Genomic DNA, 23,279 nt, shown 5'->3' with positions numbered 1-23,279 from the left:
GAATGACGAGATCGGCGCTGAATCTGATCCAGGCGATACGTTAGAATCGCCTGCTTTGGATGAGAAAAAACATGAAGAATAAATCTCAACCTACTGATTCAGGGGAGCGTTTGCAAAAGGTATTGGCCAATGCGGGATTCGGTTCACGCCGTGAACTCGAACGTCAAATTGAGGCGGGCGAGGTGTCGGTCAACGGTAAGACGGCCAAGCTCGGGGATCGGGTTACGCCTGAAGATACCATCTATATCGGCAGGACCAAGGTGGGGGCATGGCGGCTCAAGAAACAAGAGGCCCAGATCATTATCTATAACAAGCCGGAAGGTGAACTGGTGACCCGGGATGATCCCGGTGGGCGTCCAACGGTATTTTCCCGTCTTCCGAAATTGGTCGGTAGTCGATGGATTGCAGTTGGACGACTGGATCTGAATACCAGTGGCTTGATGATCTTCACTACGGATGGCGAACTGGCCAACAAGTTAATGCATCCCTCACAGCAGATTGAGCGGGAGTATGCCGTGCGGGTCAATGGCGAGGTCACCAGCGAAAAGCTGCAGCAGTTGGTGAATGGCGTGGAACTGGATGATGGATTTGCCCGTTTCGAGGATATCGTCGAATCGGGGGGAGAGGGACGCAATCGCTGGTTTCACGTGGTGATCATGGAGGGACGCAATCGGGAGGTTCGGCGTTTGTGGGAGTCGGTCGATCTCAAGGTTAACCGCCTGAAAAGAGTACGCTTTGGCCCCCTGTTTCTGGATAGCAGTCTGGCCGTTGGGCGGCATAGAGAACTGACTGAGCAGGAGTTGAGTGATCTGCTGATGGCTACCACTGCCGCACCGGAACCCGAGCCGAAAAAACGCGGTCGGGGCAGAAAAGGCAAACCCCCGCGGAATAAGACAGCATCCCGGCGATGAGTGCCGGCGTCGCTTCCCCCGAATGCCCATTTAACCAAGTCTACCGTAGCCTGCTGGATCACTACGGTCCACAGCACTGGTGGCCGGGCGATACGGCGTTTGAGGTGATGGTTGGCGCGATCCTGACCCAGAATACCGCCTGGCGCAATGTGGAGGCAGCGATCAATAACCTGAAGCGTGCAGACCTGCTCGCTGCCGACGGGATAATCAACTGTCCTGATGCCGAATTGGCACAACTGCTGCGACCGGCCCGTTATTTCAACATCAAGACCACGCGCCTGAAAAATCTCTGCATGCTACTGCATAACGCCGGTTTTAAGCGGCTTCAGGAGATGCCCACCAGAGAATTGCGGCAACAACTGCTGGCGGTGAACGGTGTAGGGCCGGAAACCGCGGACGCGATTCTGCTCTATGCCTTTCAACGACCGGTATTCGTAATTGATGCCTATACCCGGCGAATATTTTCAAGATTTGGACTAGTGTCCGGTAATGAAGACTATGAAGCGCTGAGAGCCCGGTTTGAGGGAGCACTTGATGCATCTGCAGCAATTTATAATGAATATCATGCCTTGATCGTGCAGCATGCAAAGCAGGCTTGCCGAGTTAAACCGGAGTGCGACCGCTGCATTCTATGCCCGGACTGTGAATACGTAACTAAATAGTATGAGTATCCTATAAAAAAACAAAAAAAATTTCGCCTAACCCCGGGGCCGATGCTAGAATTATTTTTTTTGGACAACGATGGAAACGCGCATGGCATACGATAAGATTAAAGTTCCGGCCGACGGCGACAAAATTACCGTTAATCCCGATTTCTCCCTCAGTGTTCCCAATCGCCCAATCATTCCCTATATAGAAGGCGATGGTATCGGTATCGACATCACCCCGGTGATGATTAAGGTGATCGATGCTGCGGTAGATAAGGCATATGGTGGCGAGCGCAGTATTGCCTGGATGGAGATCTTTGCCGGTGAAAAGGCCAACAATCTTTATGGTGGCGATACCTGGCTGCCGGAAGAGACCTATGAGGCTGTCAAGGAGTTCACCGTGTCCATCAAAGGACCACTGACCACACCGGTTGGCGGTGGCATGCGATCTCTGAATGTGGCGTTGCGTCAGGTGCTGGATCTGTTTGTCTGTCTGCGTCCTGTCCGCTACTACGAAGGGACTCCAAGCCCGCTGAAGCGTCCCGACCTGACGGATATGGTGATCTTCCGGGAGAACTCGGAAGATATCTATGCCGGAATCGAGTGGGAAGAAGGCACCGATGATGTCAAGAAAGTAATCGATTTCCTGCAGGGTCAAATGGGCGTCACCAAGATCCGCTTCCCGGAATGCTCCGGTATCGGTGTCAAGCCGGTGTCACGTGATGGCACCCGTCGCCTGGTCCGCAAAGCGTTGCAGTATGCCATCGACAACGATCGTAGCTCGGTTACCCTGGTGCACAAGGGTAATATTATGAAGTTTACCGAAGGCGCCTTTAAAAACTGGGGTTATGAAATTGCCAAGGAGGAGTTCGGCGCAGTCGAAATCGATGGAGGCCCCTGGTGCAGCTTCAAGAATCCCAAGACCGGTAATGAGATCATCGTCAAGGACTCGATCGCGGATGCCTTCCTGCAGCAGATCCTGCTGCGTCCTGCCGAGTATGATGTGATTGCGACCTTGAACCTGAACGGTGACTACATCTCTGATGCGCTGGCGGCCCAGGTGGGCGGTATCGGTATTGCACCGGGCGCCAACCTGTCCGACACCGTGGCCATGTTCGAGGCAACCCACGGCACCGCGCCAAAATATGCGGGCCTGGACAAGGTGAATCCCGGATCACTGATCCTCTCTGCCGAGATGATGTTGCGGCATATGGGTTGGGTCGAGGCGGCGGACCTGGTGGTCAAGGCGATGTCCGGAGCGATCAAGGCAAAAACCGTGACCTACGATTTCGAGCGTCTGATGGAGGGTTCCACCCTGTTAAGTTGCTCGGCATTCGGCGACGCGATGATCGCGAATATGTAACTTGTCGTTTTTGTGTTAAAAAAAGCCCGTGGCGAATAACGTCACGGGCTTTTTTGTTTCTTTCAATTTGCTGGCCTGAAGGGCAGGGCCTAACACCAGCACCACCAACGAGCGGGTGTCTGGTAAAGCGGCGCCCTTAGACCATCTGCACCACCTACCACCTGGATGAGTACAGGTGATGCAGCGTGTTATGAAAGCTTGTCAGGCTTCAGCAATAGACTGCAGATTGGCAGCGTGCAGGCCCTTGGGGCCCTCTTCAAGTTCGAACTGAACTTTCTGGCCCTCTTTGAGTGTTTTATAGCCATCCATACTGATGGCTGAAAAGTGAATGAAGATGTCCTGCTCGCCTTGATCAGGCGTTACAAACCCATAACCTTTTGCGTTGTTGAACCATTTAACAGTGCCAGTTGCCATGACGCGTACTCCTCCAGTACTCCAAGTACAGACTTAATTCATCACTGCATAGGTGGCAGGGCTGTTGTTATTGAATTAATGCCCGTTGAATTATGCAGATCACGAATACAAAGCGGGTAGAAAATCCCACGGCGATCATAAATTAAATTTCTACCCCCCTCAATCTAATTAGTATAGCGATTCGGAACGGTTGGTCAAATATTAGACATTTCACGGCATAATAACAGGGTAGTTGAGATGGATTAATTTGTCTTGAAATAGGGGATAATCGGAGTCTGGGCAAGGATGATGAAGGGAATGAAAATTCCCTCTCTTGCTAACGCCCGAGATGTTTACGGAAAGTTTATTTTTACTAGAATTAGGCTATGACGGATAAAACCAATCCATATGATGATGGCGGCCTGGCGGTTGAGACTTCCAAACCGAAGCTCAAGCGGCCGCCTATGTTTAAGGTCCTGTTATTGAATGATGACTACACACCGATGGAATTTGTGGTTCTGGTGCTGGAGTCTTTTTTCAAAATGGACCGTGAAAAAGCTACCCAGATCATGCTGAATGTACATACACGTGGCGTTGGCGTTTGTGGGGTCTACACTAAGGATGTGGCGGAGACAAAAGTGGCCCAGGTTAACGAGTTTTCCCGAAGTCACCAACACCCGCTACTCTGTGCGCTGGAGGAAGCCTGATGCCCTGTGTTCGAACTGTCGGATCGGTAAGTAGTCAATAGGTTGTAGCACCCATTTCAGTCACTCTTGTTACCAGGAAGCCAAGGTCAGCCATGTTAAGTAAAGAGCTAGAATTCACCCTGAACCAGGCCTTCATGGAGGCGAGGGACAGGCATCACGAATATATGACGGTAGAGCATCTGCTGTTGGCCTTGTTGGATAACCCGACCGCCGTGAATGTCCTGCGTGCGTGCGGTGCGGACACTGAGGTATTGCGACGCGATATTGACCAGTTCATTGAGGAGACCACTCCGCTGTTGCCGGATGATACGGAACATGAGACTCAGCCGACCCTCGGCTTTCAACGGGTGCTTCAGCGCGCCGTCTACCATGTCCAGTCTTCTGGCCGGGATGAGGTGACCGGCGCCAATGTCCTGGTCGCCATTTTTAGTGAGCAGGAGTCACAGGCGGTTTTCTTTCTGCATCAGCAGGATATAGCGCGCCTTGATGTGGTTAACTATATCTCCCACGGTATCTCCAAGGTGCATGGGGAGTCTGAACAGCGGGATGAGATCAGTCGGAGCAGTGAAGAGATTGAAGTGGATTCACCTTCCTCCAATCCACTGGATAACTTTTCCACCAATCTGAACGAGCAGGCACGGCAGGGCAAGATTGACCCACTGATCGGTCGTGGCCATGAGATCGAGCGCACCGTTCAGATTCTTTGCCGGCGCAGGAAAAACAATCCATTGCTGGTGGGTGAGGCCGGTGTCGGTAAAACGGCTATTGCCGAAGGACTGGCGAAGAAGATTGTTGACAAGGAGGTGCCGGAGATCCTGGCAAAATGCACCATCTACTCCCTTGATCTGGGCAGTCTGGTTGCAGGCACCAAGTATCGTGGAGACTTCGAAAAGCGACTCAAGGCGGTTTTGGCACAGCTCAAGAAGGAGCCGGATACCATACTCTTTATCGATGAAATCCATACGGTTATTGGTGCCGGTGCGGCATCCGGCGGGGTCATGGATGCCTCAAATCTGATCAAGCCGGTACTGGCTTCGGGTGAGCTTCGTTGCATTGGTTCGACAACTTATCAGGAGTTTCGCGGCATCTTTGAGAAAGACCGGGCACTGGCCCGCCGCTTCCAAAAGATCGATGTAGAGGAACCATCCGTTGAAGAGACCATTGAAATCCTGAGGGGATTAAAGAGCCGATTCGAGGAGCATCATCACGTCAGCTACTCCAATGAGGCCTTGCGGACGGCTGCGGAGCTTGCGGAGCGTTATATCAATGACCGACATCTTCCGGATAAGGCGATTGATGTGATTGACGAGGCAGGCGCCAGTGTACAGTTACAGGATGCCGGCAATCGTAAACAGTCCATCGAGGTGGAGGACATCGAGAATATTGTCGCCAAAATGGCGCGCATACCACCAAAGAGTGTCTCGGTGTCTGACGTCGAGGCGCTGAAAAACCTGGATCGTGATCTCAAGATGGTGGTGTATGGCCAGGACGAGGCGATTTCTACCCTGACCGCGGCCATTCGTATGAGCCGTTCGGGGCTTGGAACTGAACAAAAACCGGTGGGGTCTTTCCTGTTTGCCGGACCGACCGGCGTGGGTAAAACCGAGGTTACCCGACAACTGGCGCGAATTCTGGGTATTGAGCTGATTCGCTTCGATATGTCCGAGTACATGGAGCGGCACACGGTTTCCCGTCTGATCGGCGCACCTCCCGGGTATGTCGGTTTTGATCAGGGAGGGCTGTTGACCGAGGAGATCAGTAAACATCCGCATTCCGTGCTGTTGCTGGATGAGGTCGAGAAGGCACATCCGGATGTATTTAATCTGCTTCTGCAGGTGATGGACCACGGCACACTCACCGACAACAACGGTCGCAAGGCTGACTTCAGGAATGTGGTTATTGTTATGACCACGAATGCCGGCGCCGGTGAGATGGCCAGGGCTTCAATCGGCTTTACCTCCCAGGATCACACCAGTGATGGTATGGAGTCGATCAAGAAAATGTTCTCACCCGAATTCCGCAACCGGCTGGACGCAATCATCCAGTTCAAGTCATTGCCGCTGGACGTGATCAGCAATGTGGTGGACAAGTTTATCTTCGAGCTCGAAGGTCAACTGGAAGAGAAGCATGTGACTCTGACGCTGGATGATGAGGCCAAGGCCTGGCTGGCAACACACGGCTATGATTCAACCATGGGTGCCCGCCCGATGGCGCGCCTGATCCAGGAGAAGATCAAGAAGCCAATGGCAGAAGAGCTGCTGTTTGGCTCCTTGTCGGAAGGCGGTCACATCAGAGTGACGGTAGTCGAAGGAGAGCTTACGCTGGAGATGGAGGGCTGCGCCATACATTGACCCAGCGCATCGAACATTTCGGTTAGCGCGCGCGGTAGGTGATGCGGCCTTTGCTCAAATCGTAAGGGGTCAACTGAACAGTGACAGTGTCTCCGGTGAGAATGCGGATATAGTGTTTACGCATCTTGCCGGAGATATGGGCTGTAACGACATGGCCGTTTTCCAGCTCAACGCGGAACATGGTGTTGGGGAGGGTCTCAATGACCGTGCCGTCCATCTCAATAAAATCTTCTTTTGCCATTCGGTTTCCTGGTTACCCTGAGTTGCTGGCGGCGGATTATAGCACATTGCCAGCCGAAATAAGCGGGCAATTATGAGTGAAAATCAGTATAAGGCAAGTGATTTGTTCATATTTTTACTTGTCTACTCATGCAATATACGGTGCTTCTTTCACTTTATTTACGCTTCGAAACCCTGACCCACTCATCATCAATGAACACCTCGTGGGGAAGGTATTGACTCTTGTATGACATTTTCCGGCAATCCGGTACCCAATAGCCGAGATAAAGCCAGGGGAGTCGGCGTCTTTTACACTCCTGTATCTGCCAAAGCAGGCAGAAAACGCCCGGGCTGTGCCGTTCAAGCTCCGGATCAAAAAAGGTATAGACGGCAGATAGACCGTTCTGAAGTATGTCGGTGACCGCGACGGCGATCAGTTTTGTGTCCTGGTAGAATGCGAAGCTGCTGCTGAGAGCCCAATTACTGGATATGAACTGCTGATAACCCTCCTCGGTTGTGGCCGCCATCTCGCCATCGGGGTGGCGGGACCGCATGTAGCGTTGAAACAGCTCGAAATGGGCGGGGTCAAATTCAGCCGGTTGTTCGGTTACCTGGTAAGCCGTCTGCTGTCTGTTCCAGATGCGCCGTTGAAAGCGGCGCGGTCTGAACTCCTCCACCGGTATGCGTAGCGGAATACACTGTTTACAGTCACGACAATCCGGGCGATAGATCATGTCTCCACTGCGTCGGAATCCCTGGTCGATCAGCGCTTCGTAGAGCGGCATCGATTTAGCCCGGTACGGGTCGACAAACAGACTCCTTGCCTGTCTTTCGTCGAGGTAGGCGCAGTCATGTTCCGGTGTCTGGTAGAGCTGTACCATCCTTGAACGTCTGGTTTCACGATTCATCTATACCCTCGGTCCAACTCCCGATAAATCCTGGTTGATTGCAGAAGCGCTGCAGAAGATCGCAGAAGTGTCTGCGCTCAATCTCCTCGGCTCCCAGAGAAATCAGATGTGAGGTGTAGACCTGGCAATCAATCAGCCCGAACTCTCTGTCAGCCAGGCTATGGGCCAAATGTACCAGGGCAATTTTAGACGCATCGCGTTCCAGACTGAACATCGATTCACCAAAGAACACCCGGCCGATGGCGATTCCATAGAGCCCGCCGACCAACCGGTTATTTTCCCTGATCTCCGCAGAGTGGGCGAATCCCAGTTGGTGAAGTTGGATATATGCCTGTTTCATTTCCTCGGTAATCCAGGTCTCCTCCCGGCCGGGTTGCGGCATGGCACAGGCGTTGATCACCTCGCTAAATGCAGTATCAAAGGTGAACTGGTAGTTGCGGTTGCGTAAGGTTTTCGCCAGACTCCGGGAGATCTTGATGCTCTCCGGAAAGAGCACTGTTCTGGGATCAGGCGCCCACCAGAGTATCGGTTGTTCAGATGAATACCAGGGGAAGATGCCGTGCCGGTAGGCATTCAGCAAGCGGGTGGGTGAAAGGTCACCGCCCACCGCCAGAAGGCCGTCCGGTTCCTGTTCTGCATTTTCTACCGGTGGAAAGTGCTCTTCCGGATTGTCTGGATCAAGCAATGAAATCATAATTACCAGCGCTTGCCTTTTTGATGAATCTCTGCGATATGAACATTATAGGTATCTTGAAATAAATTCCATGCCCGAAAATATTCTGAATCTACATGTTGGAAAGTTGCTCCAGTTACAGCGAATCTCGCCGGAGTTTCATGATCGCTACACCGTCACGTTAATCGGTTCGCTGCCGGGGAAGGGGGTGATTGTAACCACGCCGATGATCCACGATAAAATACAGTTTATAAAAGAGGGTGTGCGCTTTGCGGTGCGTCTATTGCACGGCAGCAAGGTGCTGGGGTTTGTCACGACCGTAACCCACTCGGCCAGCAAGCCATATCCCCATCTTCATATGAGCTATCCGTCAGAGATAGAGAGTCTCGCCGTACGGAATGCGGAAAGGGTCAACACCAATCTGCCCGCGCTGGTCAGAAATACCAGGCACGCGGACGACGACAATGCGTGGCAACCGGTGTTGGTGAAGGATCTCAGCATGACGGGCGCAAGGTTGGAGAGTCTTGATCCACTGGGTCGCAAGGGCGAACGGCTGGTCATGAAACTGGATATCGATGTGTGTGGAGAGAGTGAGCAGATAATGGTGCTGACAGAGATCTGCAATCGTTCAGTCGTCAGCGACAAGCAGGATACGGAAGATGCGAGATACTGTTGCGGTATCTCGTTTCTAAAGGTCAACCGGCTTCAGGAAGTGTTGCTCAATAATTGCGTACTGCAACTGAAAAATGGCGAAAACTGAATAGCGGACACCGGACGGATGCGTTTGCCCGGTGCCCGGCATCTGCTTATTTTGCTGATTCTTTTGCATCCAGGTAACGTTCGGCATCCAGTGCCGCCATGCAACCGCTGCCGGCTGAGGTAACTGCCTGACGATAGACGTGATCCGCCACATCCCCGGCAGCGAACACGCCCTCAATACTGGTTTGCGTGGCATTTCCCTCCAGTCCACCGGTGACGGAGAGGTAGCCGTGCTGCATCTCAAGCTGCCCCTTGAACAGATCGGTATTGGGTTTATGCCCGATGGCGATGAAGATACCCATCAAATCGATCTCTTTGGTACTGCCATCCTTGACGTTCTTGATTCGCATGCCGGTGACGCCACTCTGGTCCCCCAGAACCTCATCCAGCACGTGGTCCCACTCGATGGTGACATTGCCATTTTCCGCCTTTTGGATTAGCTGATCGGACAGGATCTTTTCGGAACGGAATTTATCCCGGCGATGGACCACGACCACCTCGGACGCGATATTGGAGAGATAGAGCGCCTCTTCAACGGCGGTATTGCCCCCGCCGATCACGGCTACTTTTTGGTTTCGGTAAAAGAAACCGTCACAGGTGGCACAGGCTGAGATGCCGCGTCCCTTGAAATTCTCTTCCGATTCCAGTCCCAGATACTGGGCCGATGCGCCGGTGGCGATAATCAGGGCATCGCAGGTGTAGCTGGCCTGATCGCCGGTCAGCCGGAATGGGCGCTGCGTCAGTTCCGCCGTATGGATATGGTCAAAGATCACTTCGGTATCAAACCGCTCGGCGTGTTTCAGCATACGGTCCATCAGTTCCGGGCCCTGCACGCCGGCGAAATCACCCGGCCAGTTGTCCACATCGGTAGTGGTGGTCAGTTGACCGCCCTGTTCCATGCCGGTGATCAGCACGGGTTGCAGGTTGGCTCTGGCGGCGTAGACGGCGGCGGTATAGCCCGCGGGTCCCGATCCGAGGATCAGAAGACGGCAATGCTTGGTATCACTCATGTATAATTACTCCTGCGAATGTCCATGCAGACTGAACCACGTCCAGACAGGGGGGTGGATCAGGCAATAAAGATATAACCATGGGGTTTCCGTAACAGTGACAGATAACGCCCGTTACCTTTTGGCTCTCAAGCCCAAGGGCAAGATGGGTGACGATGGTACGTAAAGCGTGATGGAGGGTAAAGACTCTTTTTATCGATTCGGCGAAGATTCCTCCAGGCAAAGTATGCTGGGCTTTATCCTGTCAACAGCTATCAAATTAGACTAAATAGCCACTCTAACTATATAATTTAAAATCCATTTTTTACTTTGGTGAATACCTTGGCACAAGCCAGTCAAACAGAACAGTTGCAGAATGACCGGGGAAGCGTTGCCGGACAGCGGCTTAGAGAGGGGGCGCTGGTACTGCTGGTGGCCATTTCGGCTTACCTGATGCTTTCGCTGGTGACTTATGCCCCCAATGATCCCGGGTGGTCCTATGCCGGCGCGCGCGAGGCTGCGGAAAATGCGGGCGGACTGGTCGGTGCCTGGCTGGCCGATGTGCTGCTGAATCTGTTTGGGCTGTGGGGATATCTGTTCCCGCTGATGATCGGCTGGAGCGGCTGGCTTATTCTCAAGGAACGGAATCCGGACAACAGCCTGAATATCCCCATGGTCTCCCTGCGCTGGGTCGGTTTCCTGCTGACCCTTACCGCCGGCAGCAGTCTGGCGGCACTGCATCTATCCCACATCGCCACCTTTTTACCGGGTGGTTCAGGCGGCATGCTGGGGGCGTTCTTCCAGCAACAACTGGTCAGTGTATTCAGCTTTGCCGGGGGCAGCCTGCTGCTACTTGCCCTGATGCTGTCCGGATTTACCCTGTTTACCGGGATCTCCTGGTTCCGGGTGATGGATGGCGTGGGCGCTCTGGTGCTGCGTTTTTTGCGTTATCTGGGATCATTCCAGGGCCGATTTGCGGAGGCGCGTAAGGCTCGGGAGGTGAAGAAACGCCGCAGCGAAACCTTCAAGGCCGAGAAGAAGCGGATCGAGAAACGAGTCCCCCCCAAGATCGAGCCGGTTATTCGGGAGGTCAAGACCAGCGAGCGGGTTGAGAAGGAGAGGCAGGTTCAGCTGTTCGATACGGTGGAGGAGGGTGGTTTGCCGCCCCTGGGGTTGCTGGATGAGGCGAGAAAGAGCGGTCTTGGTTACTCCAAAGAGGCCCTGGCCGCCATGTCACAGCTGGTCGAATTGAAACTGAAGGATTTTGGTATTGAAGTGGAGGTGGTGGCGGTTCACCCGGGGCCGGTCATCACCCTGTTTGAGCTCCAGTTGGCGCCGGGTACCAAGGCCAGCAAGATCACCAATCTGTCCAAGGATCTGGCGCGAGCGCTCTCCACCATCAGCGTCCGTGTGGTCGAGGTGATCCCCGGCAAGAGCGTCATTGGTCTGGAGATTCCCAATGAACATCGGGAGATGGTCTTTCTGAGCGAGGTCTTGAAGTCGGAGGCCTATGACTCGGCCAAATCCCGCCTGACCCTCGCCCTGGGCAAGGATATTGCGGGCAACCCCGCCGTGGCGGATCTGGGCAAGATGCCTCATGCCCTGATTGCCGGTACCACCGGTTCCGGTAAATCGGTGGCGATCAACGCCATGATTCTGAGTCTGCTGTACAAGGCCTCGCCCAAAGAGGTCCGGCTGATTATGGTGGACCCCAAAATGCTGGAACTGTCGGTCTACGAAGGCATCCCCCATCTGCTGACGCCGGTGGTCACCGACATGAAGGAGGCGGCCAATGCCCTGCGCTGGTGTGTGGGTGAAATGGAACGACGCTATCGACTGATGGCGGCATTGGGTGTGCGAAATATCGCCGGCTATAACAAGAAGGTGAGTGACGCGGAAAAGCGCGGCGAGCCGATCAAGGACCCGTTGTTCCAGCCGGACCCGCTGTTCGAGGCCCAGGAAGTGCCGAACCTGGAGCGTCTGCCTTATATCGTGGTGATCATCGATGAGCTGGCGGATATGATGATGGTGGTGGGCAAGAAAGTAGAGGAATTGATTGCCCGTTTGGCTCAAAAGGCGCGTGCTTCGGGTATTCACCTGCTGCTGGCCACCCAGCGGCCTTCCGTGGATGTGATTACCGGATTGATCAAGGCCAATATTCCCACCCGCATCGCCTTCCAGGTCTCATCCAGGATCGATTCCAGAACCATTCTCGACCAGATGGGGGCGGAGCATCTGCTGGGTCATGGCGATATGCTCTATTTGCAACCCGGCGGCAGCTTTACCCAGCGTCTGCACGGCGCCTTCGTGGATGACAATGAAGTACACCGAGTGGTAAATCATCTGAAAAAGAGCGGTAAGCCTGACTATATCGAGGAGATACTCAGGGAACCAACCGAGATGATTCCGGGTCTCTCTGGTGAGGCAGGGGATACGGAAGATAGCGATCCCCTGTATGATGAGGCGGTTCAGATTGTCACCGAATCACGGCGTGCCTCCATTTCAGGGGTGCAGCGCCGTTTGAAAATCGGTTACAACCGGGCTGCCAGATTGATTGAAGAGATGGAGCGGACCGGTATCGTCTCTCCCGCCCAGTCCAACGGTAACCGTGAAGTGCTGGCACCTCCACCCCCAGAGATGTGATGTGATTAAATATTCGAAGACCCATAAATGGCTTTTGCTGCTGTTATTGTTGATTGTGGCCCCTGTTTCGGCCAGTTCGTCTTTGCAGCAGATGGAGCGGTTTCTCACCGATATGCAGAGTCTGCAGGCCCATTTCGAACAGTCGGTACTGGATCCCCAGCAGCGTCAGGCGGCACGCTCCCAGGGGGTTTTCTCCATGCAGCGTCCGGGCCGTTTTCGCTGGGACTATTCAGAGCCTGACAAGCAGCAGATTATCGCCGATGGTCGCCAGATCTGGCTGCTGGATCCTGAACTGGAGCAGGTGAGCGTACAGACCCAGGAGGGCGCGTTGCAGGGAACCCCGGCCATGTTCCTGATTGGCGGTGATCCGGTGGAGAAGCATTTTGAAGTAGTCGATATCGGTGACAGCCAAGGGTTTGCCTGGGTGGAACTGATCCCGCGTGACAAGGAGAGTCAGTTTATACGTGTGCTGCTCGCCTTCCATGATAACCTGCTGCAGCGGATGGAGATGACCGACACCTTTGGTCAGATTACGCGCTTTCAATTTTACGATATCCAGCAGAATCCCACTTTCAAGCCCGGTTTTTTTGTCTTCACCCGACCGGATTACTACGACCTTTATCAACGTTAAGCGCAGGCAATTGGGTGTCGGACAACGATCTGTTTTCACAAGATGCCCCTGAGTTGATGCGTCCGCTCGCCGACCGGATGCGCCCGCGCACCCTGGATCAGTTTCTTGGCCAGGCGCATATCGTCGGGGAGGGTAAGCCACTGCGCATGGCGATTGAATCCGACCGGTTGCACTCGCTCATTTTCTGGGGGCCTCCGGGAACTGGAAAAACCACCCTGGCAACCCTGATCGCCCGCCATTCCGGCGCCCAGTTTCTCAGTCTCTCCGCTGTACTTTCCGGAGTAAAGGATATTCGCGCCGCCGTGGACAAGGCGCGTGAGGCGCAAAGACTGAACGGGCAAAAAACCGTACTCTTTATTGACGAGGTGCACCGCTTCAACAAGGCCCAGCAGGATGCCTTTCTGCCCCATGTGGAGGATGGCACGGTGCTGTTTATCGGCGCCACGACAGAGAATCCATCCTTTGAACTGAACAATGCGTTGCTCTCCAGGGCGCGCACTTATGTGCTGAAAAGTCTGGGTCCGGAGGATCTGGAGAAGATCATCGATCAGGCCTTGGGTGATTCGGTGCATGGACTCGGCGAACGTGGCTTGCAGCTTGAGCCGGAATTGCGGCGGTTGATCGCGGAAGCCGCCGATGGCGATGCCCGGCGCGCCCTCAATCTGCTGGAAATCTCTGCCGATCTGTCAAGCGGTGCAGAGATCAGCCGTTCCGCTGTAGAGGAGGTGGTGGGTGGTAATCTCCGCCGCTTCGACAAAGGAGGCGACGCCTTCTATGACCAGATATCCGCACTGCACAAGTCGGTGCGGGGTTCTGCGCCGGATGCCTCGCTCTACTGGTTTGCCCGCATGATCGATGGCGGCTGCGATCCCCTCTACATCGCCCGGCGGGTGGTGCGCATGGCTTCGGAGGACATCGGCAATGCCGATCCACGCGCCCTTACTATCGCCCTGAATGCCTGGGAGACCCAGGAGCGCCTGGGCAGTCCGGAAGGGGAACTGGCAATCGCCCAGGCGGTGCTCTATCTGGCCTGTGCTCCGAAGAGCAATGCGGTCTATACCGCTTACAAGGCGGTGATGCAGGATATACGGGAATCGGGAACCCACGAGATTCCGATCCACCTTAGAAATGCGCCCACCCGGCTGATGAAGGAGTTGGGCTACGGGCGTGCATATCGTTATGCCCACGATGAGCCGGATGCCTATGCCGCCGGAGAGAACTACTTCCCTGAAACCCTGCAGCCCAGACGTTACTACTTTCCGGTAGAGCGGGGGCTGGAGATAAAAATCGCCGAGAAACTAGACCGGTTGCGTACCCTGGACAGCAAGGCCCGAGGTGAGAAACCGGGCGGCTGAATGGTTTAATCGCGCCGTCCTGTGTTCCGGGCATCTAACAGTGTGTAAAATACCTCTTTTTGAGTGCCGGCAGGGCGTGAACATTGTTCCAGGTATTGACCATTGCAGCGGGGGGAGCTATCGGCGCACTGATGCGTTTCTGGGTCTCCAACGGTATCTATGGGGTGTTCGGTAGAGGGTTTCCCTATGGCACCCTGACGGTCAATGTCCTGGGTTCTCTGGTGATGGGATTCCTCTATATCCTGTTTCTGGAACGGATGAGCGTCAGCCCTGAAATCAGGGGTGCCTTGCTGGTAGGGTTTCTGGGTGCGTTTACCACGTTCTCCACATTTTCCATTGAGACAATCAATCTCATCGAGCAGGCGGATTTCGTCAAGGCCGGCCTCAATATGTTTCTATCGGTGAGTGCCTGCGTGCTTGCCTGCTGGGCTGGCGTGATTCTTGGGAGACAGCTATGAACAGCAGAACGGTAACCATGGTTCGTATCTATCTGACCGAAGGAAGACACCAGTATCAGCAGCTGCTGGAGTTACTGCACGACCGGGAACAGGTGGCCGGCGTGACGGCGTTTCGCGGAATTGCCGGGTTTGGCCAGTCGGGCACCATGCATTCATCATCGCTACTCGACATGTCTCTGGATTTGCCCATTATTCTGGAATTTTTCGATACCCCTGAAAAAGTGTCCCAGGTACTGAAACATCTGAATTCCCTCATCAAGCCGGGCCATATCGTCAGCTGGTCGGCAACAGTCAACAGTGGTGAATAAAACATGCTAGACCCCCGTATACTCAGAACTGAATTAGAAACAACCGCCGACCAGTTGAAACGGCGTGGTGTTGTGCTGGATGTTGAGCAGTTCCAGTCCCTGGAGGAGTCCAGAAAAAGATTGCAGGTGGCCGCTCAGGAACTTCAGAACCAGCGCAACAGTCGCTCCAAACAGATCGGCCAGGCGAAAGCTGCCGGAGAGGATATCCAGCCGCTACTGGCGGAGGTTGCCGACCTTGGAGAAAAACTCAAGAACGCGCAGGATGAGCTGAATAACGTCCAGGAGCAGCTGAGCGAGATCGCCCTGGGGTTGCCGAATATCCCCCATAGCTCGGTTCCCGATGGCAAAGACGAGGCGGACAACCGGGAGGAGCGTCGCTGGGGCGAGCCAAAAAAGTTAGATTTCGAGCCCAGGGACCATGTGGATCTGGGCAGTGCCCTGGGCTGGCTGGATTTCGAAACAGCGGCAAAAATTACCGGTTCGCGTTTTGTCACCATGCAGGGACCGCTCGCCCGCATGCATCGGGCTCTGGCCCAGTTCATGCTGGATACCCACACCAGTGAACACGGCTACACGGAAGCCTATGTCCCGTTCATGGTGAATGCTGACAGTCTCCAGGGAACCGGGCAACTGCCGAAGTTTGAGGAGGATCTGTTCAAGCTCTCTGGAGAGTTACCCTATTATCTGATTCCGACAGCCGAAGTTCCGGTCACCAATCTGGTACGCGGAGAGATCATCGAGGATGGGGATATGCCGCGCAAATGGGTATCCCAGACGCCTTGCTTCCGCAGCGAGGCGGGCTCTTATGGTCGTGATACCCGGGGCATGATCAGGCAGCACCAATTTGAAAAGGTGGAAATGGTCCAGATCGTTCGACCCACGGAGTCCTATGCGGTGCTCGAGGAGTTGACAGGGCATGCGGAAAAAATTCTACAGATGCTGGAGTTGCCTTACCGGGTGGTGACACTCTGCACGGGTGACATCGGCTTCTCCGCCGCCAAGACCTACGATATCGAGGTGTGGTTGCCGGCTCAAAACACCTACCGGGAGATCTCATCCTGTTCCAATTTCGAGGACTTCCAGGCACGTCGCCTGCAGGCGCGCTGGCGTAACCCGGAAACCGGGAAACCCGAACTGGTGCATACCCTGAATGGGTCGGGACTGGCGGTTGGACGTACCCTGGTTGCGGTGATGGAAAACTACCAACAAGCGGATGGCAGCATCGTGGTTCCAGAAGTGTTGAGGCCCTACATGGGCGGTATTGAACGGTTGACTTGAGCTGACTCCAGCAATAAAAAACGCGGCCTTTGTGCCGCGTTTTTTATTGCTGTGAAAAGCGTGGTGCCCGTGTTCAGACCAGCATGATCAGCAGTAGCACGAAGCCCACCACCGCCAGCAGTGGAATTACTGCCGCCATCCAGTCACCCTGCTCGGCCTTGGGGCCGTTTTGCATCCACTGCTTGGCTCTCGGATAGAGGAAGAACAGCATCATCCCCATGGTAGCGGCGAGCGCGATCTGTAACCAGATATTATCCATCGACTCCTCCAAACAAAACCCCGGCATCAGCCGGGGTCTGAACGGGCTTTATCCAGTTGAACCGGTTAGTCATCCCCACCAAACACGCCCAGAATCTGCAGCAGAGAGATGAAGATGTTGAAAATGGCCATGTACAGGCTGTAGGTGGCAAAGATGTAATTGGTCTCGCCGCCATTCATCATCTGGCTGGTCTGGAACAGGATGTAGGCACTCATCAGCAACATCACGCCAGCCGAGATGGCCAGTGACAGGAAGGGCAGCTGGAGGAAGATGTTGGCGATAATGGCCACGATCATAACCAGCATACCGGCAAACACAAACCCGCCCATGAAGCTGAAATCACGCTTGCTGGTCAGGGCATAACCTGAGAGACCCAGGAAAATCACACCGGTTCCGCCCAGGGCGGTGGCAATGGTCTGTGGCCCGTGCGGCAGTTGCAGATAGAGCGTGAGAATGGCGCCCAGTCCAAAACCGAGCATACCGGTGATCAGGAAGATCACCCCGATACCGGAGGAAGAGTTGGCGGTACGGGGCAGTACAAACATACCCAACAGCATGGCGCCAATCACGGAAATCAGATAGGCCATGGGGGGCATGGCAAGGAACATGGAAACCATCGCCATAATGGCGCTGAAGAACAGCGTGGCCGATAGCAGCATGTAGGTGTTCTTAATGACTTTATTTACCGCAAGTGCACTTTGTGCCGGTTGTGCGATAGTCTGGTTAAATCGATTCATGTTGCATTTTCTCCAATAAATCCGATGGTTATGCAGGTTTTATAGAACGGTTGATCTGTCTAGTATGACTATAGAATAGCCTGTTGGTTCATAGTCTTTGAAATGATCATAGCATACTGGATTGAGGCGAATGTTCAATAAATCAAGGCCTGAAAATAGTGCGTGCAAGTACTGGCGGAACCCTTCCGGATCGGGTATTCTTCGCAACTCAAAATTCTGGAGAGATGGCAGAGCGGTTGAATGCACTGGTCTTGAAAACCAGCGAGGGTTTGTAGCCCTCCCAGGGTTCGAATCCCTGTCTCTCCGCCAAATAAAAAGCCCCGCCTCGTGCGGGGCTTTTTATTTGGTGAAGTGCACAGGATTTGGTGAGAACTCTCGGTTCGACAGATCGGCAGGAGCCGATCTGGACGTTGCCATAGGCAACGCCCGCAGGGTGAGCGCCAGGGATGGCGCGAATCAATCCCCGCCAGCTATCCGCAGACACTATATCAGTACGATATCCGCCTCGTGCGGGGCTTTTTATTGGCTCTGTCCCAATTATGTGTTGGTCTTGTTTTGGCTTAGCTTGGCGATTCGCCTGGTAGGAGCGGCGCCTCGCCGCGAATTCGGCCCGGGGCGGGCCTCCTACAGGTCAAACCCCTCTCCGGCGATCAAACGTAGCGGCAGGAGTGGCTTCAGCTGAGAATTATCGCGGATAAACCTGCTTCTACAAAAAGACCACTTCTCATGCCACAGGTAACTGGGACAGAGCCTTTTTATTTGGTGAAGTGCACAGGATTTTATGAGAACCCTCGGTTCGACAGATCGGCAGGAGCCGATCTGGACGTTGCCATAGGCAACGCCCGCAGGGTGAGCGCCAGGGATGGCGCGAATCAATCCCCGCCAGCTATCCGCAGACACTATATCGGTACGATATCCGCCTCGTGCGGGGCTTTTTATTGGCTCTGTCCCAATTATGTGTTGGTCTTGTTTTGGCTTAGCTTGGCGATTCGCCCAGTAGGAGCGGCACCTCGCCGCGAATTCGGCCCGGAGCGGGCCTCCTACAGGTCAAGCCCCTCTCTACGGCGGCCAAACGTAGCGGCAGGAGTGGCTTCAGCTGAGAATTTCGCGGATAAACCTGCTTCTACAAAAAGACCACTTCTCATGCCACAGGTAACTGGGACAGAGCCTTTTTATTTGGTGAAGTGCACAGGATTTGGTGAGAACCCTCGGTTCGACAGATCGGCAGGAGCCGATCTGGACGTTGCCCCAGGCAACGCTCGTTTCGGCCCCCGAACCCATAGGTTGTGATGGCGTTGTACAATACCTGCTATCGGATCAGATCGCATGATTATTGCGGGGGGTACAATGGATGGGAATTCCGATAGCCGATGAGTGTGATGGGGTATTGTAATGACGACATTTGATGTCTTTAACGGGGATGCCGACGGTATCTGCGCACTTCTGCAACTGCGTCTGGCCAATCCGCTTGAGAGCATCCTGGTCACTGGCGTGAAAAGGGACATTAGATTGCTGCAACGGGTAAATGCGGTTGCCGGTGACCGGGTGAATGTGCTGGATGTCTCGCTGGCTCAGAACAGGGATGATGTGCTCCGGTTGCTGGATGCGGGGGTAGAGCTGTTCTACGTGGATCATCACATGGCGGGTGAGATTCCTGATCACCCCGGTCTGGATGCCATTATAGATACTGCTCCGGATGTCTGTACCAGCCTGTTGGTCGATCACTATCTGAGTGGTCGTTTCACGCCCTGGGCTGTGACGGCGGCCTTTGGTGACAACCTGGTGACTGCCGCGGAGACTATAGGACGACGGGCCGGTCTGTCGCAGGCACAGCTTGAGCGGCTAAGGGTGCTGGGCACCTGTGTTAACTACAACGGCTATGGTGAAACCGTGAACGATCTGCATGTCGCTCCGGATGCCCTGTTTCGCTCGCTGCTCGCCTATCCGAACCCAGAGGATTTTATCGCCGATCCCCGCTCGTGTTACACGCAGCTGCATGACGGGTATAACGAGGATATGGCCCGGGCGCATGCCATCAGGCCTGATTATGAAACGGATGTGATTGCTGTTTATATATTGCCTGATCAGGCATGGGCGCGGCGGGTCAGCGGGGTCTTTGGCAATGCGCTGGCCAATGCCGATCCGGCAAGGGCTCATGCGGTCGTCACTGCTAACCGTCAGGGCGGTTACCAGGTTAGCGTACGCGCTCCGCTGCTAAATAAGATGGGAGCGGATGTGCTGTGCAGCCAGTTTCCATCCGGAGGGGGCCGGCGCGGTGCGGCCGGAATTAATCATCTCCCAATCGACCGGTATACCGATTTTGTCGCCGCTTTTCAGGCGAGGTATAAATAGTGTATGGCCCCGTAAGGAGAGGGGGCGGCATTCTGCGGAAAGGCTTTCTGGAATCAACACATGCGGAACTTGTTGCAGATCATGAATTGCCAAACTTCCATGGACTCTGTCTTGACAGTCGGCCGTGTTACGGTTAGCTTTTGCGGTTGAGCGGCTAGTTATTAATTTCCTATCTTTGTGCTGTGATTTGGTAGGCATCGGACCCTATGGAGTGAATGAGTGATCAAGGTACTGCTTGTTGACGATCATGAGCTCGTGCGGACGGGGTTTCGTCATATCCTCCAGGACTCCTCGGGTATCGAGGTGGTGGGGGAAGCAGAATGCGGTGAGGACGCCGTTGTCAAGGCCAAGCAGACCAAGCCCGATCTGGTGCTGATGGATGTCAATATGCCGGGAATAGGTGGTATTGAGGCGACCCGGCGCATTCGCCGACAGAATCCGGCTACCCAGGTGATAGCGGTAACCGTGCTTTCCGATGCGCCATTTCCGGAGCAGCTGCACGAGGCAGGTGCGCTTGGCTATCTCACCAAGGGCTGCCCGGCTGATGAGCTTTTTCAGGCCATCAAGATGGTTGCATCCGGACGGCCCTTTATATCCAATGAAGTTTCCCAGAAGTTGACCCTGGCCATGCTGACCGGCACTAATCCGGACTCCCCCTTTAATAGGCTCTCCCAGCGGGAGATGCAGGTGCTGCTAATGATCACCCAGGGACAGAAAACCCAGTTCATATCGGATTCCCTCTGTCTCAGCCCCAAAACCGTCAGCACCTATCGTCATCGGCTGTTTGAAAAGCTGGATGTAGAAACCGACGTGGAATTGACGCTGCTGGCGATCCGCCACGGCTTGATTACAACGGAAAAGTAGTTGGTGTTTGATCCTGACTGTCGTCAATGTCCGCGCCTGGCGGAGTTCCTGGATCAGGTTAAAGTCGATTATCCGGACTACTATGCCAGGCCGGTTCCGCCATTCGGTGATCCGGCGGCGCGGCTGCTTGTAGTGGGGCTGGCGCCAGGTATGCATGGGGCGAACGCCTCGGGGCGGCCCTTTACCGGCGATTATGCGGGTATCCTGTTATATGAAACGCTGCATCGATTCGGTTTTGGCAGTAAGCCCGAGTCACTATCGGCTGGCGATGGCCTGCGGCTTAGCGATTGCCGGATAACCAATGCTGTCAAGTGCCTGCCACCACAGAACAAACCGATTGGCAGTGAGATCAACACCTGTAACCAGTATCTTGCTGAGGAGCTGAAAACAGTGCCTCAGTCAGGCGTTGTCGTGGCACTGGGACTGGTGGCTCATAATGCAGTACTCAAGGCGTCGGGTCTCAAACTGGGTGCCTGTAAGTTTGCTCATGCCGCCCACCATCATCTGCCAAATGGTCTGCAATTGATCGATTCCTACCACTGTAGTCGATACAACACGCAGACACGGCGACTGACACCCGAGATGTTCCATGCCGTTTTTGCGCATGCCAGGGCAGTGCTGAACGCTCTATAATCGCCCCATGGCGGCAAACAAACCTACACCGGCTTTCGATCATAAAAGTTTTCTCAAGCATCTGACCAGACTGCCGGGCGTCTATCGCATGCTCGATGTCGAGGGAGCAGTGCTCTACGTGGGCAAGGCCAAGGACCTGAAGCGGCGGGTCAGCAGCTATTTCTCCCGGGCACTGAACCGACGCATTCAATTGATGGTGGCCAGAATCCACTCCATCGAAGTCACGGTTACTCATACAGAGGCCGAGGCGCTGATTCTTGAAAATAATCTGATCAAGAGCCTCAAGCCCAAATACAATATTCTGCTCCGGGATGATAAAAGTTATCCCTATATCTACCTGTCTGCCGACAGCTTTCCGCGGCTCGCCTACCATCGGGGAAGGCGCAAGGCAAAAGGGCGTTTCTTTGGCCCTTATCCGAATGCCGGGTCGATGCGTGAAACACTGCAGTTGCTACAGAAGCTGTTTCCTGTCAGGCAGTGTGACAACACCTTCTACAACAATCGTTCCAGGCCTTGCCTGCAGTACCAGATCAAGCGCTGTGGCGCACCCTGTGTCGGACTGATTTCAGAAGCCGACTACGCGGAGGATGTGAAGGATGCCGTGCTGTTTCTTGAGGGCAAGGCCAGCCAGGTGATTGACGGACTGGTGAAACGCATGGAAAGGGCCTCAGCCGCCCTCGAGTTTGAGCAGGCAGCCCGATTGCGTGATCAGATTGCTGCATTGAGCCGGGTGCAGGAGAAACAGTACATAACCGGTGAGCGGGGCGATATGGATATTATCGCTTGCGCCGCCAAGGGTGGTGGCGCCTGCGTACAGCTGTTTTTTATCCGTAATGGGCGCAACCTCGGGAACAAGAGTTTCTTCCCCAACACGGCCGGCGTGGAGCGGGAAGGGGAGATACTCACGGCCTTTATCGCCCAATACTACATCGGTAAGCAGATCCCCCAGGAGATTCTCCTCAGTCACTCCCCCGATGATAAATCGCTGCTTGAAGAGGTTCTGACCCAGGAAGCCGGTCACCAGGTGAGGTTGCGTCAGCAGGTGCGCGGCAATCGGGCACAGGGATTGCGCATGGCGCTGCAGAACGCACAACTGGCACTGGATGCGAAGCTGGCCAGCAAGGCGGGCATGCAGCAGCGTGTAGAGGCGTTACAACAGAGTCTCTCCCTGGATGAAATGCCCAATCGAATGGAGTGCTTTGATATCAGCCATACCAGTGGCGAACTGACCGTCGCCTCCTGCGTGGTATTCGATGCGACGGGGCCGGTCAAGGCGGATTACCGGCGATTCAATATCGACGGGATTCAGGGTGGGGATGACTATGCGGCGATGGCCCAGGCGCTAACCAGGCGTTACACGCGCATTCAATCGGGTGAAGGGGTACTGCCTGACATCCTGTTTATTGACGGCGGCAAGGGGCAACTGCGGGCTGCTGCAAATGTGCTGGATGAGCTGGCAGTCGTCGGTGTGCAGCTGGTGGGTGTTGCCAAGGGGCCGGATCGGCGTCCGGGCATGGAACAGCTGTTCTTGTTCGGCGTGGATAGCCCCATTATACTGCCAGCAGACTCGCCCGCTTTGCACCTGGTCCAACAGATTCGGGATGAGGCGCACCGGTTTGCCATTACCGGCCATCGACAAAGGCGGGAAAAAAGCAGAAAAACCTCAGTGCTGGAACAGATTCCCGGGATCGGGGCGAAGCGGCGGCAACGCTTGTTGAAGCAGTTCGGTGGGCTGCAGGGCGTTGCCCGGGCGGGCATTGTTGATCTGGAACGGGTAGGAGGGATCAGTCGTAAGCTGGCTGAACAGATCTACGCGGCCTTTCATGAAGATAAATAGGGAA

At 54.6% G+C, this 23,279-nt stretch carries 23 protein-coding genes and 1 tRNA gene; 17 read left to right on the top strand and 7 right to left on the bottom strand.

Translation table 11 applies throughout. The annotated features are described in order from the left end of the window. The first annotated feature begins 71 nt into the window (after positions 1-71). From rluB to icd, 3 genes are all read left to right on the top strand, one after another. Positions 72-911, top strand: a complete 840-nt coding sequence (rluB, locus tag ACHZBF_RS09550; protein WP_321528287.1) for a 23S rRNA pseudouridine(2605) synthase RluB — start codon at positions 72-74, stop codon at positions 909-911. Further along, a complete protein-coding gene (locus tag ACHZBF_RS09545; RefSeq protein ID WP_321528286.1) occupies positions 908-1,573 on the top strand; it encodes an endonuclease III domain-containing protein in 666 nt (221 codons plus the stop codon). Before rluB ends, ACHZBF_RS09545 begins: the two co-directional genes overlap by 4 nt. A gap of 91 nt (positions 1,574-1,664) precedes the next feature. Continuing rightward, positions 1,665-2,921 (top strand): NADP-dependent isocitrate dehydrogenase, encoded by a 1,257-nt coding sequence (gene icd / locus ACHZBF_RS09540; protein WP_273438312.1) that lies wholly within the window; start codon positions 1,665-1,667, stop codon positions 2,919-2,921. Between the two features lie 201 nt (positions 2,922-3,122). Here the strand turns inward: icd and cspD are convergent, their stop codons facing one another. Further along, positions 3,123-3,335, bottom strand: coding sequence for a cold shock domain-containing protein CspD (gene cspD / locus ACHZBF_RS09535; protein WP_029134353.1), 213 nt, complete (start codon positions 3,333-3,335; stop codon positions 3,123-3,125). Between the two features lie 365 nt (positions 3,336-3,700). Here cspD and clpS point away from each other — a divergent pair, with 365 nt between their 5' ends. Next, on the top strand, positions 3,701-4,021 hold the full coding sequence (gene clpS, locus ACHZBF_RS09530; RefSeq protein WP_029134354.1) for an ATP-dependent Clp protease adapter ClpS: 321 nt from the start codon (positions 3,701-3,703) through the stop codon (positions 4,019-4,021). Positions 4,022-4,113: 92 nt separating this feature from the next. Continuing rightward, the gene (clpA, locus tag ACHZBF_RS09525; protein WP_029134355.1) at positions 4,114-6,372 is read left to right on the top strand and encodes an ATP-dependent Clp protease ATP-binding subunit ClpA; all 2,259 of its coding nucleotides are present in this window, start codon (positions 4,114-4,116) and stop codon (positions 6,370-6,372) included. A 22-nt stretch (positions 6,373-6,394) separates the two neighbouring features. Here the strand turns inward: clpA and infA are convergent, their stop codons facing one another. From infA to aat, 3 genes are all read right to left on the bottom strand, one after another. After that, the gene (gene infA, locus ACHZBF_RS09520; protein ID WP_029134356.1) at positions 6,395-6,613 is read right to left on the bottom strand and encodes a translation initiation factor IF-1; all 219 of its coding nucleotides are present in this window, start codon (positions 6,611-6,613) and stop codon (positions 6,395-6,397) included. A gap of 154 nt (positions 6,614-6,767) precedes the next feature. Then, positions 6,768-7,499 carry an arginyltransferase gene (locus ACHZBF_RS09515; protein WP_029134357.1) on the bottom strand — a complete coding sequence of 244 codons (732 nt, stop codon included), beginning with the start codon at positions 7,497-7,499 and terminating at the stop codon, positions 6,768-6,770. Further along, positions 7,489-8,193 (bottom strand): leucyl/phenylalanyl-tRNA--protein transferase, encoded by a 705-nt coding sequence (gene aat, locus ACHZBF_RS09510; RefSeq protein WP_335342965.1) that lies wholly within the window; start codon positions 8,191-8,193, stop codon positions 7,489-7,491. The genes ACHZBF_RS09515 and aat overlap by 11 nt, the downstream gene beginning before the upstream one ends. A 70-nt stretch (positions 8,194-8,263) precedes the next feature. On the opposite strand from aat, the gene ACHZBF_RS09505 reads away from it, so the two are divergent. After that, on the top strand, positions 8,264-8,932 hold the full coding sequence (locus ACHZBF_RS09505; protein ID WP_321528285.1) for a flagellar brake protein: 669 nt from the start codon (positions 8,264-8,266) through the stop codon (positions 8,930-8,932). Between the two features lie 46 nt (positions 8,933-8,978). Here the strand turns inward: ACHZBF_RS09505 and trxB are convergent, their stop codons facing one another. Continuing rightward, a complete protein-coding gene (gene trxB / locus ACHZBF_RS09500; protein ID WP_029134360.1) occupies positions 8,979-9,941 on the bottom strand; it encodes a thioredoxin-disulfide reductase in 963 nt (320 codons plus the stop codon). A gap of 321 nt (positions 9,942-10,262) precedes the next feature. Between trxB and ACHZBF_RS09495 the strand changes: the two genes are divergently transcribed. From ACHZBF_RS09495 to serS, 6 genes are all read left to right on the top strand, one after another. Continuing rightward, the gene (locus tag ACHZBF_RS09495) at positions 10,263-12,563 is read left to right on the top strand and encodes a DNA translocase FtsK 4TM domain-containing protein (protein WP_321528284.1); all 2,301 of its coding nucleotides are present in this window, start codon (positions 10,263-10,265) and stop codon (positions 12,561-12,563) included. 1 nt (position 12,564) lies between these two features. Further along, entirely contained in the window at positions 12,565-13,194 is a 630-nt protein-coding gene (gene lolA / locus ACHZBF_RS09490) for an outer membrane lipoprotein periplasmic chaperone LolA (RefSeq protein WP_051302483.1), read from the top strand. Between the two features lie 56 nt (positions 13,195-13,250). Then, positions 13,251-14,549, top strand: a complete 1,299-nt coding sequence (locus ACHZBF_RS09485; protein ID WP_321528478.1) for a replication-associated recombination protein A — start codon at positions 13,251-13,253, stop codon at positions 14,547-14,549. A gap of 83 nt (positions 14,550-14,632) precedes the next feature. Next, the gene (gene crcB, locus ACHZBF_RS09480; RefSeq protein WP_029134364.1) at positions 14,633-15,007 is read left to right on the top strand and encodes a fluoride efflux transporter CrcB; all 375 of its coding nucleotides are present in this window, start codon (positions 14,633-14,635) and stop codon (positions 15,005-15,007) included. Beyond that, positions 15,004-15,315, top strand: coding sequence for a DUF190 domain-containing protein (locus ACHZBF_RS09475; RefSeq protein ID WP_029134365.1), 312 nt, complete (start codon positions 15,004-15,006; stop codon positions 15,313-15,315). Before crcB ends, ACHZBF_RS09475 begins: the two co-directional genes overlap by 4 nt. A 3-nt stretch (positions 15,316-15,318) precedes the next feature. Beyond that, on the top strand, positions 15,319-16,593 hold the full coding sequence (gene serS, locus ACHZBF_RS09470) for a serine--tRNA ligase (RefSeq protein WP_029134366.1): 1,275 nt from the start codon (positions 15,319-15,321) through the stop codon (positions 16,591-16,593). A gap of 73 nt (positions 16,594-16,666) precedes the next feature. Here the strand turns inward: serS and ACHZBF_RS09465 are convergent, their stop codons facing one another. Next, positions 16,667-16,852: a hypothetical protein gene (locus ACHZBF_RS09465; RefSeq protein ID WP_029134367.1), complete on the bottom strand. Its 186-nt coding sequence runs from the start codon at positions 16,850-16,852 to the stop codon at positions 16,667-16,669. A 65-nt stretch (positions 16,853-16,917) separates the two neighbouring features. Next, a complete protein-coding gene (locus ACHZBF_RS09460) occupies positions 16,918-17,589 on the bottom strand; it encodes a Bax inhibitor-1/YccA family protein (RefSeq protein WP_029134368.1) in 672 nt (223 codons plus the stop codon). Positions 17,590-17,807: 218 nt separating this feature from the next. Between ACHZBF_RS09460 and ACHZBF_RS09455 the strand changes: the two genes are divergently transcribed. The 5 genes from ACHZBF_RS09455 to uvrC all read left to right on the top strand — a co-directional run bounded on the left by ACHZBF_RS09455 (position 17,808) and on the right by uvrC (position 23,275). Next, positions 17,808-17,898 (top strand) — tRNA-Ser (locus ACHZBF_RS09455). Positions 17,899-18,981: 1,083 nt separating this feature from the next. Next, positions 18,982-19,941, top strand: a complete 960-nt coding sequence (locus tag ACHZBF_RS09450; protein ID WP_321528283.1) for a DHH family phosphoesterase — start codon at positions 18,982-18,984, stop codon at positions 19,939-19,941. A 219-nt stretch (positions 19,942-20,160) separates the two neighbouring features. Then, positions 20,161-20,805, top strand: a complete 645-nt coding sequence (gene uvrY / locus ACHZBF_RS09445) for a UvrY/SirA/GacA family response regulator transcription factor (protein WP_029133697.1) — start codon at positions 20,161-20,163, stop codon at positions 20,803-20,805. Between the two features lie 3 nt (positions 20,806-20,808). Further along, positions 20,809-21,438 carry a uracil-DNA glycosylase gene (locus ACHZBF_RS09440; protein ID WP_321528282.1) on the top strand — a complete coding sequence of 210 codons (630 nt, stop codon included), beginning with the start codon at positions 20,809-20,811 and terminating at the stop codon, positions 21,436-21,438. A gap of 7 nt (positions 21,439-21,445) precedes the next feature. Next, positions 21,446-23,275, top strand: coding sequence for an excinuclease ABC subunit UvrC (gene uvrC, locus ACHZBF_RS09435; RefSeq protein ID WP_321528281.1), 1,830 nt, complete (start codon positions 21,446-21,448; stop codon positions 23,273-23,275). The last annotated feature ends 4 nt before the right edge of the window (positions 23,276-23,279 follow it).

The organism is Sedimenticola selenatireducens, from assembly GCF_963675335.2.
Lineage (GTDB): Bacteria > Pseudomonadota > Gammaproteobacteria > Chromatiales > Chromatiaceae > Sedimenticola > Sedimenticola selenatireducens.
This window is presented reverse-complemented; position numbering and strand designations above follow the sequence as displayed.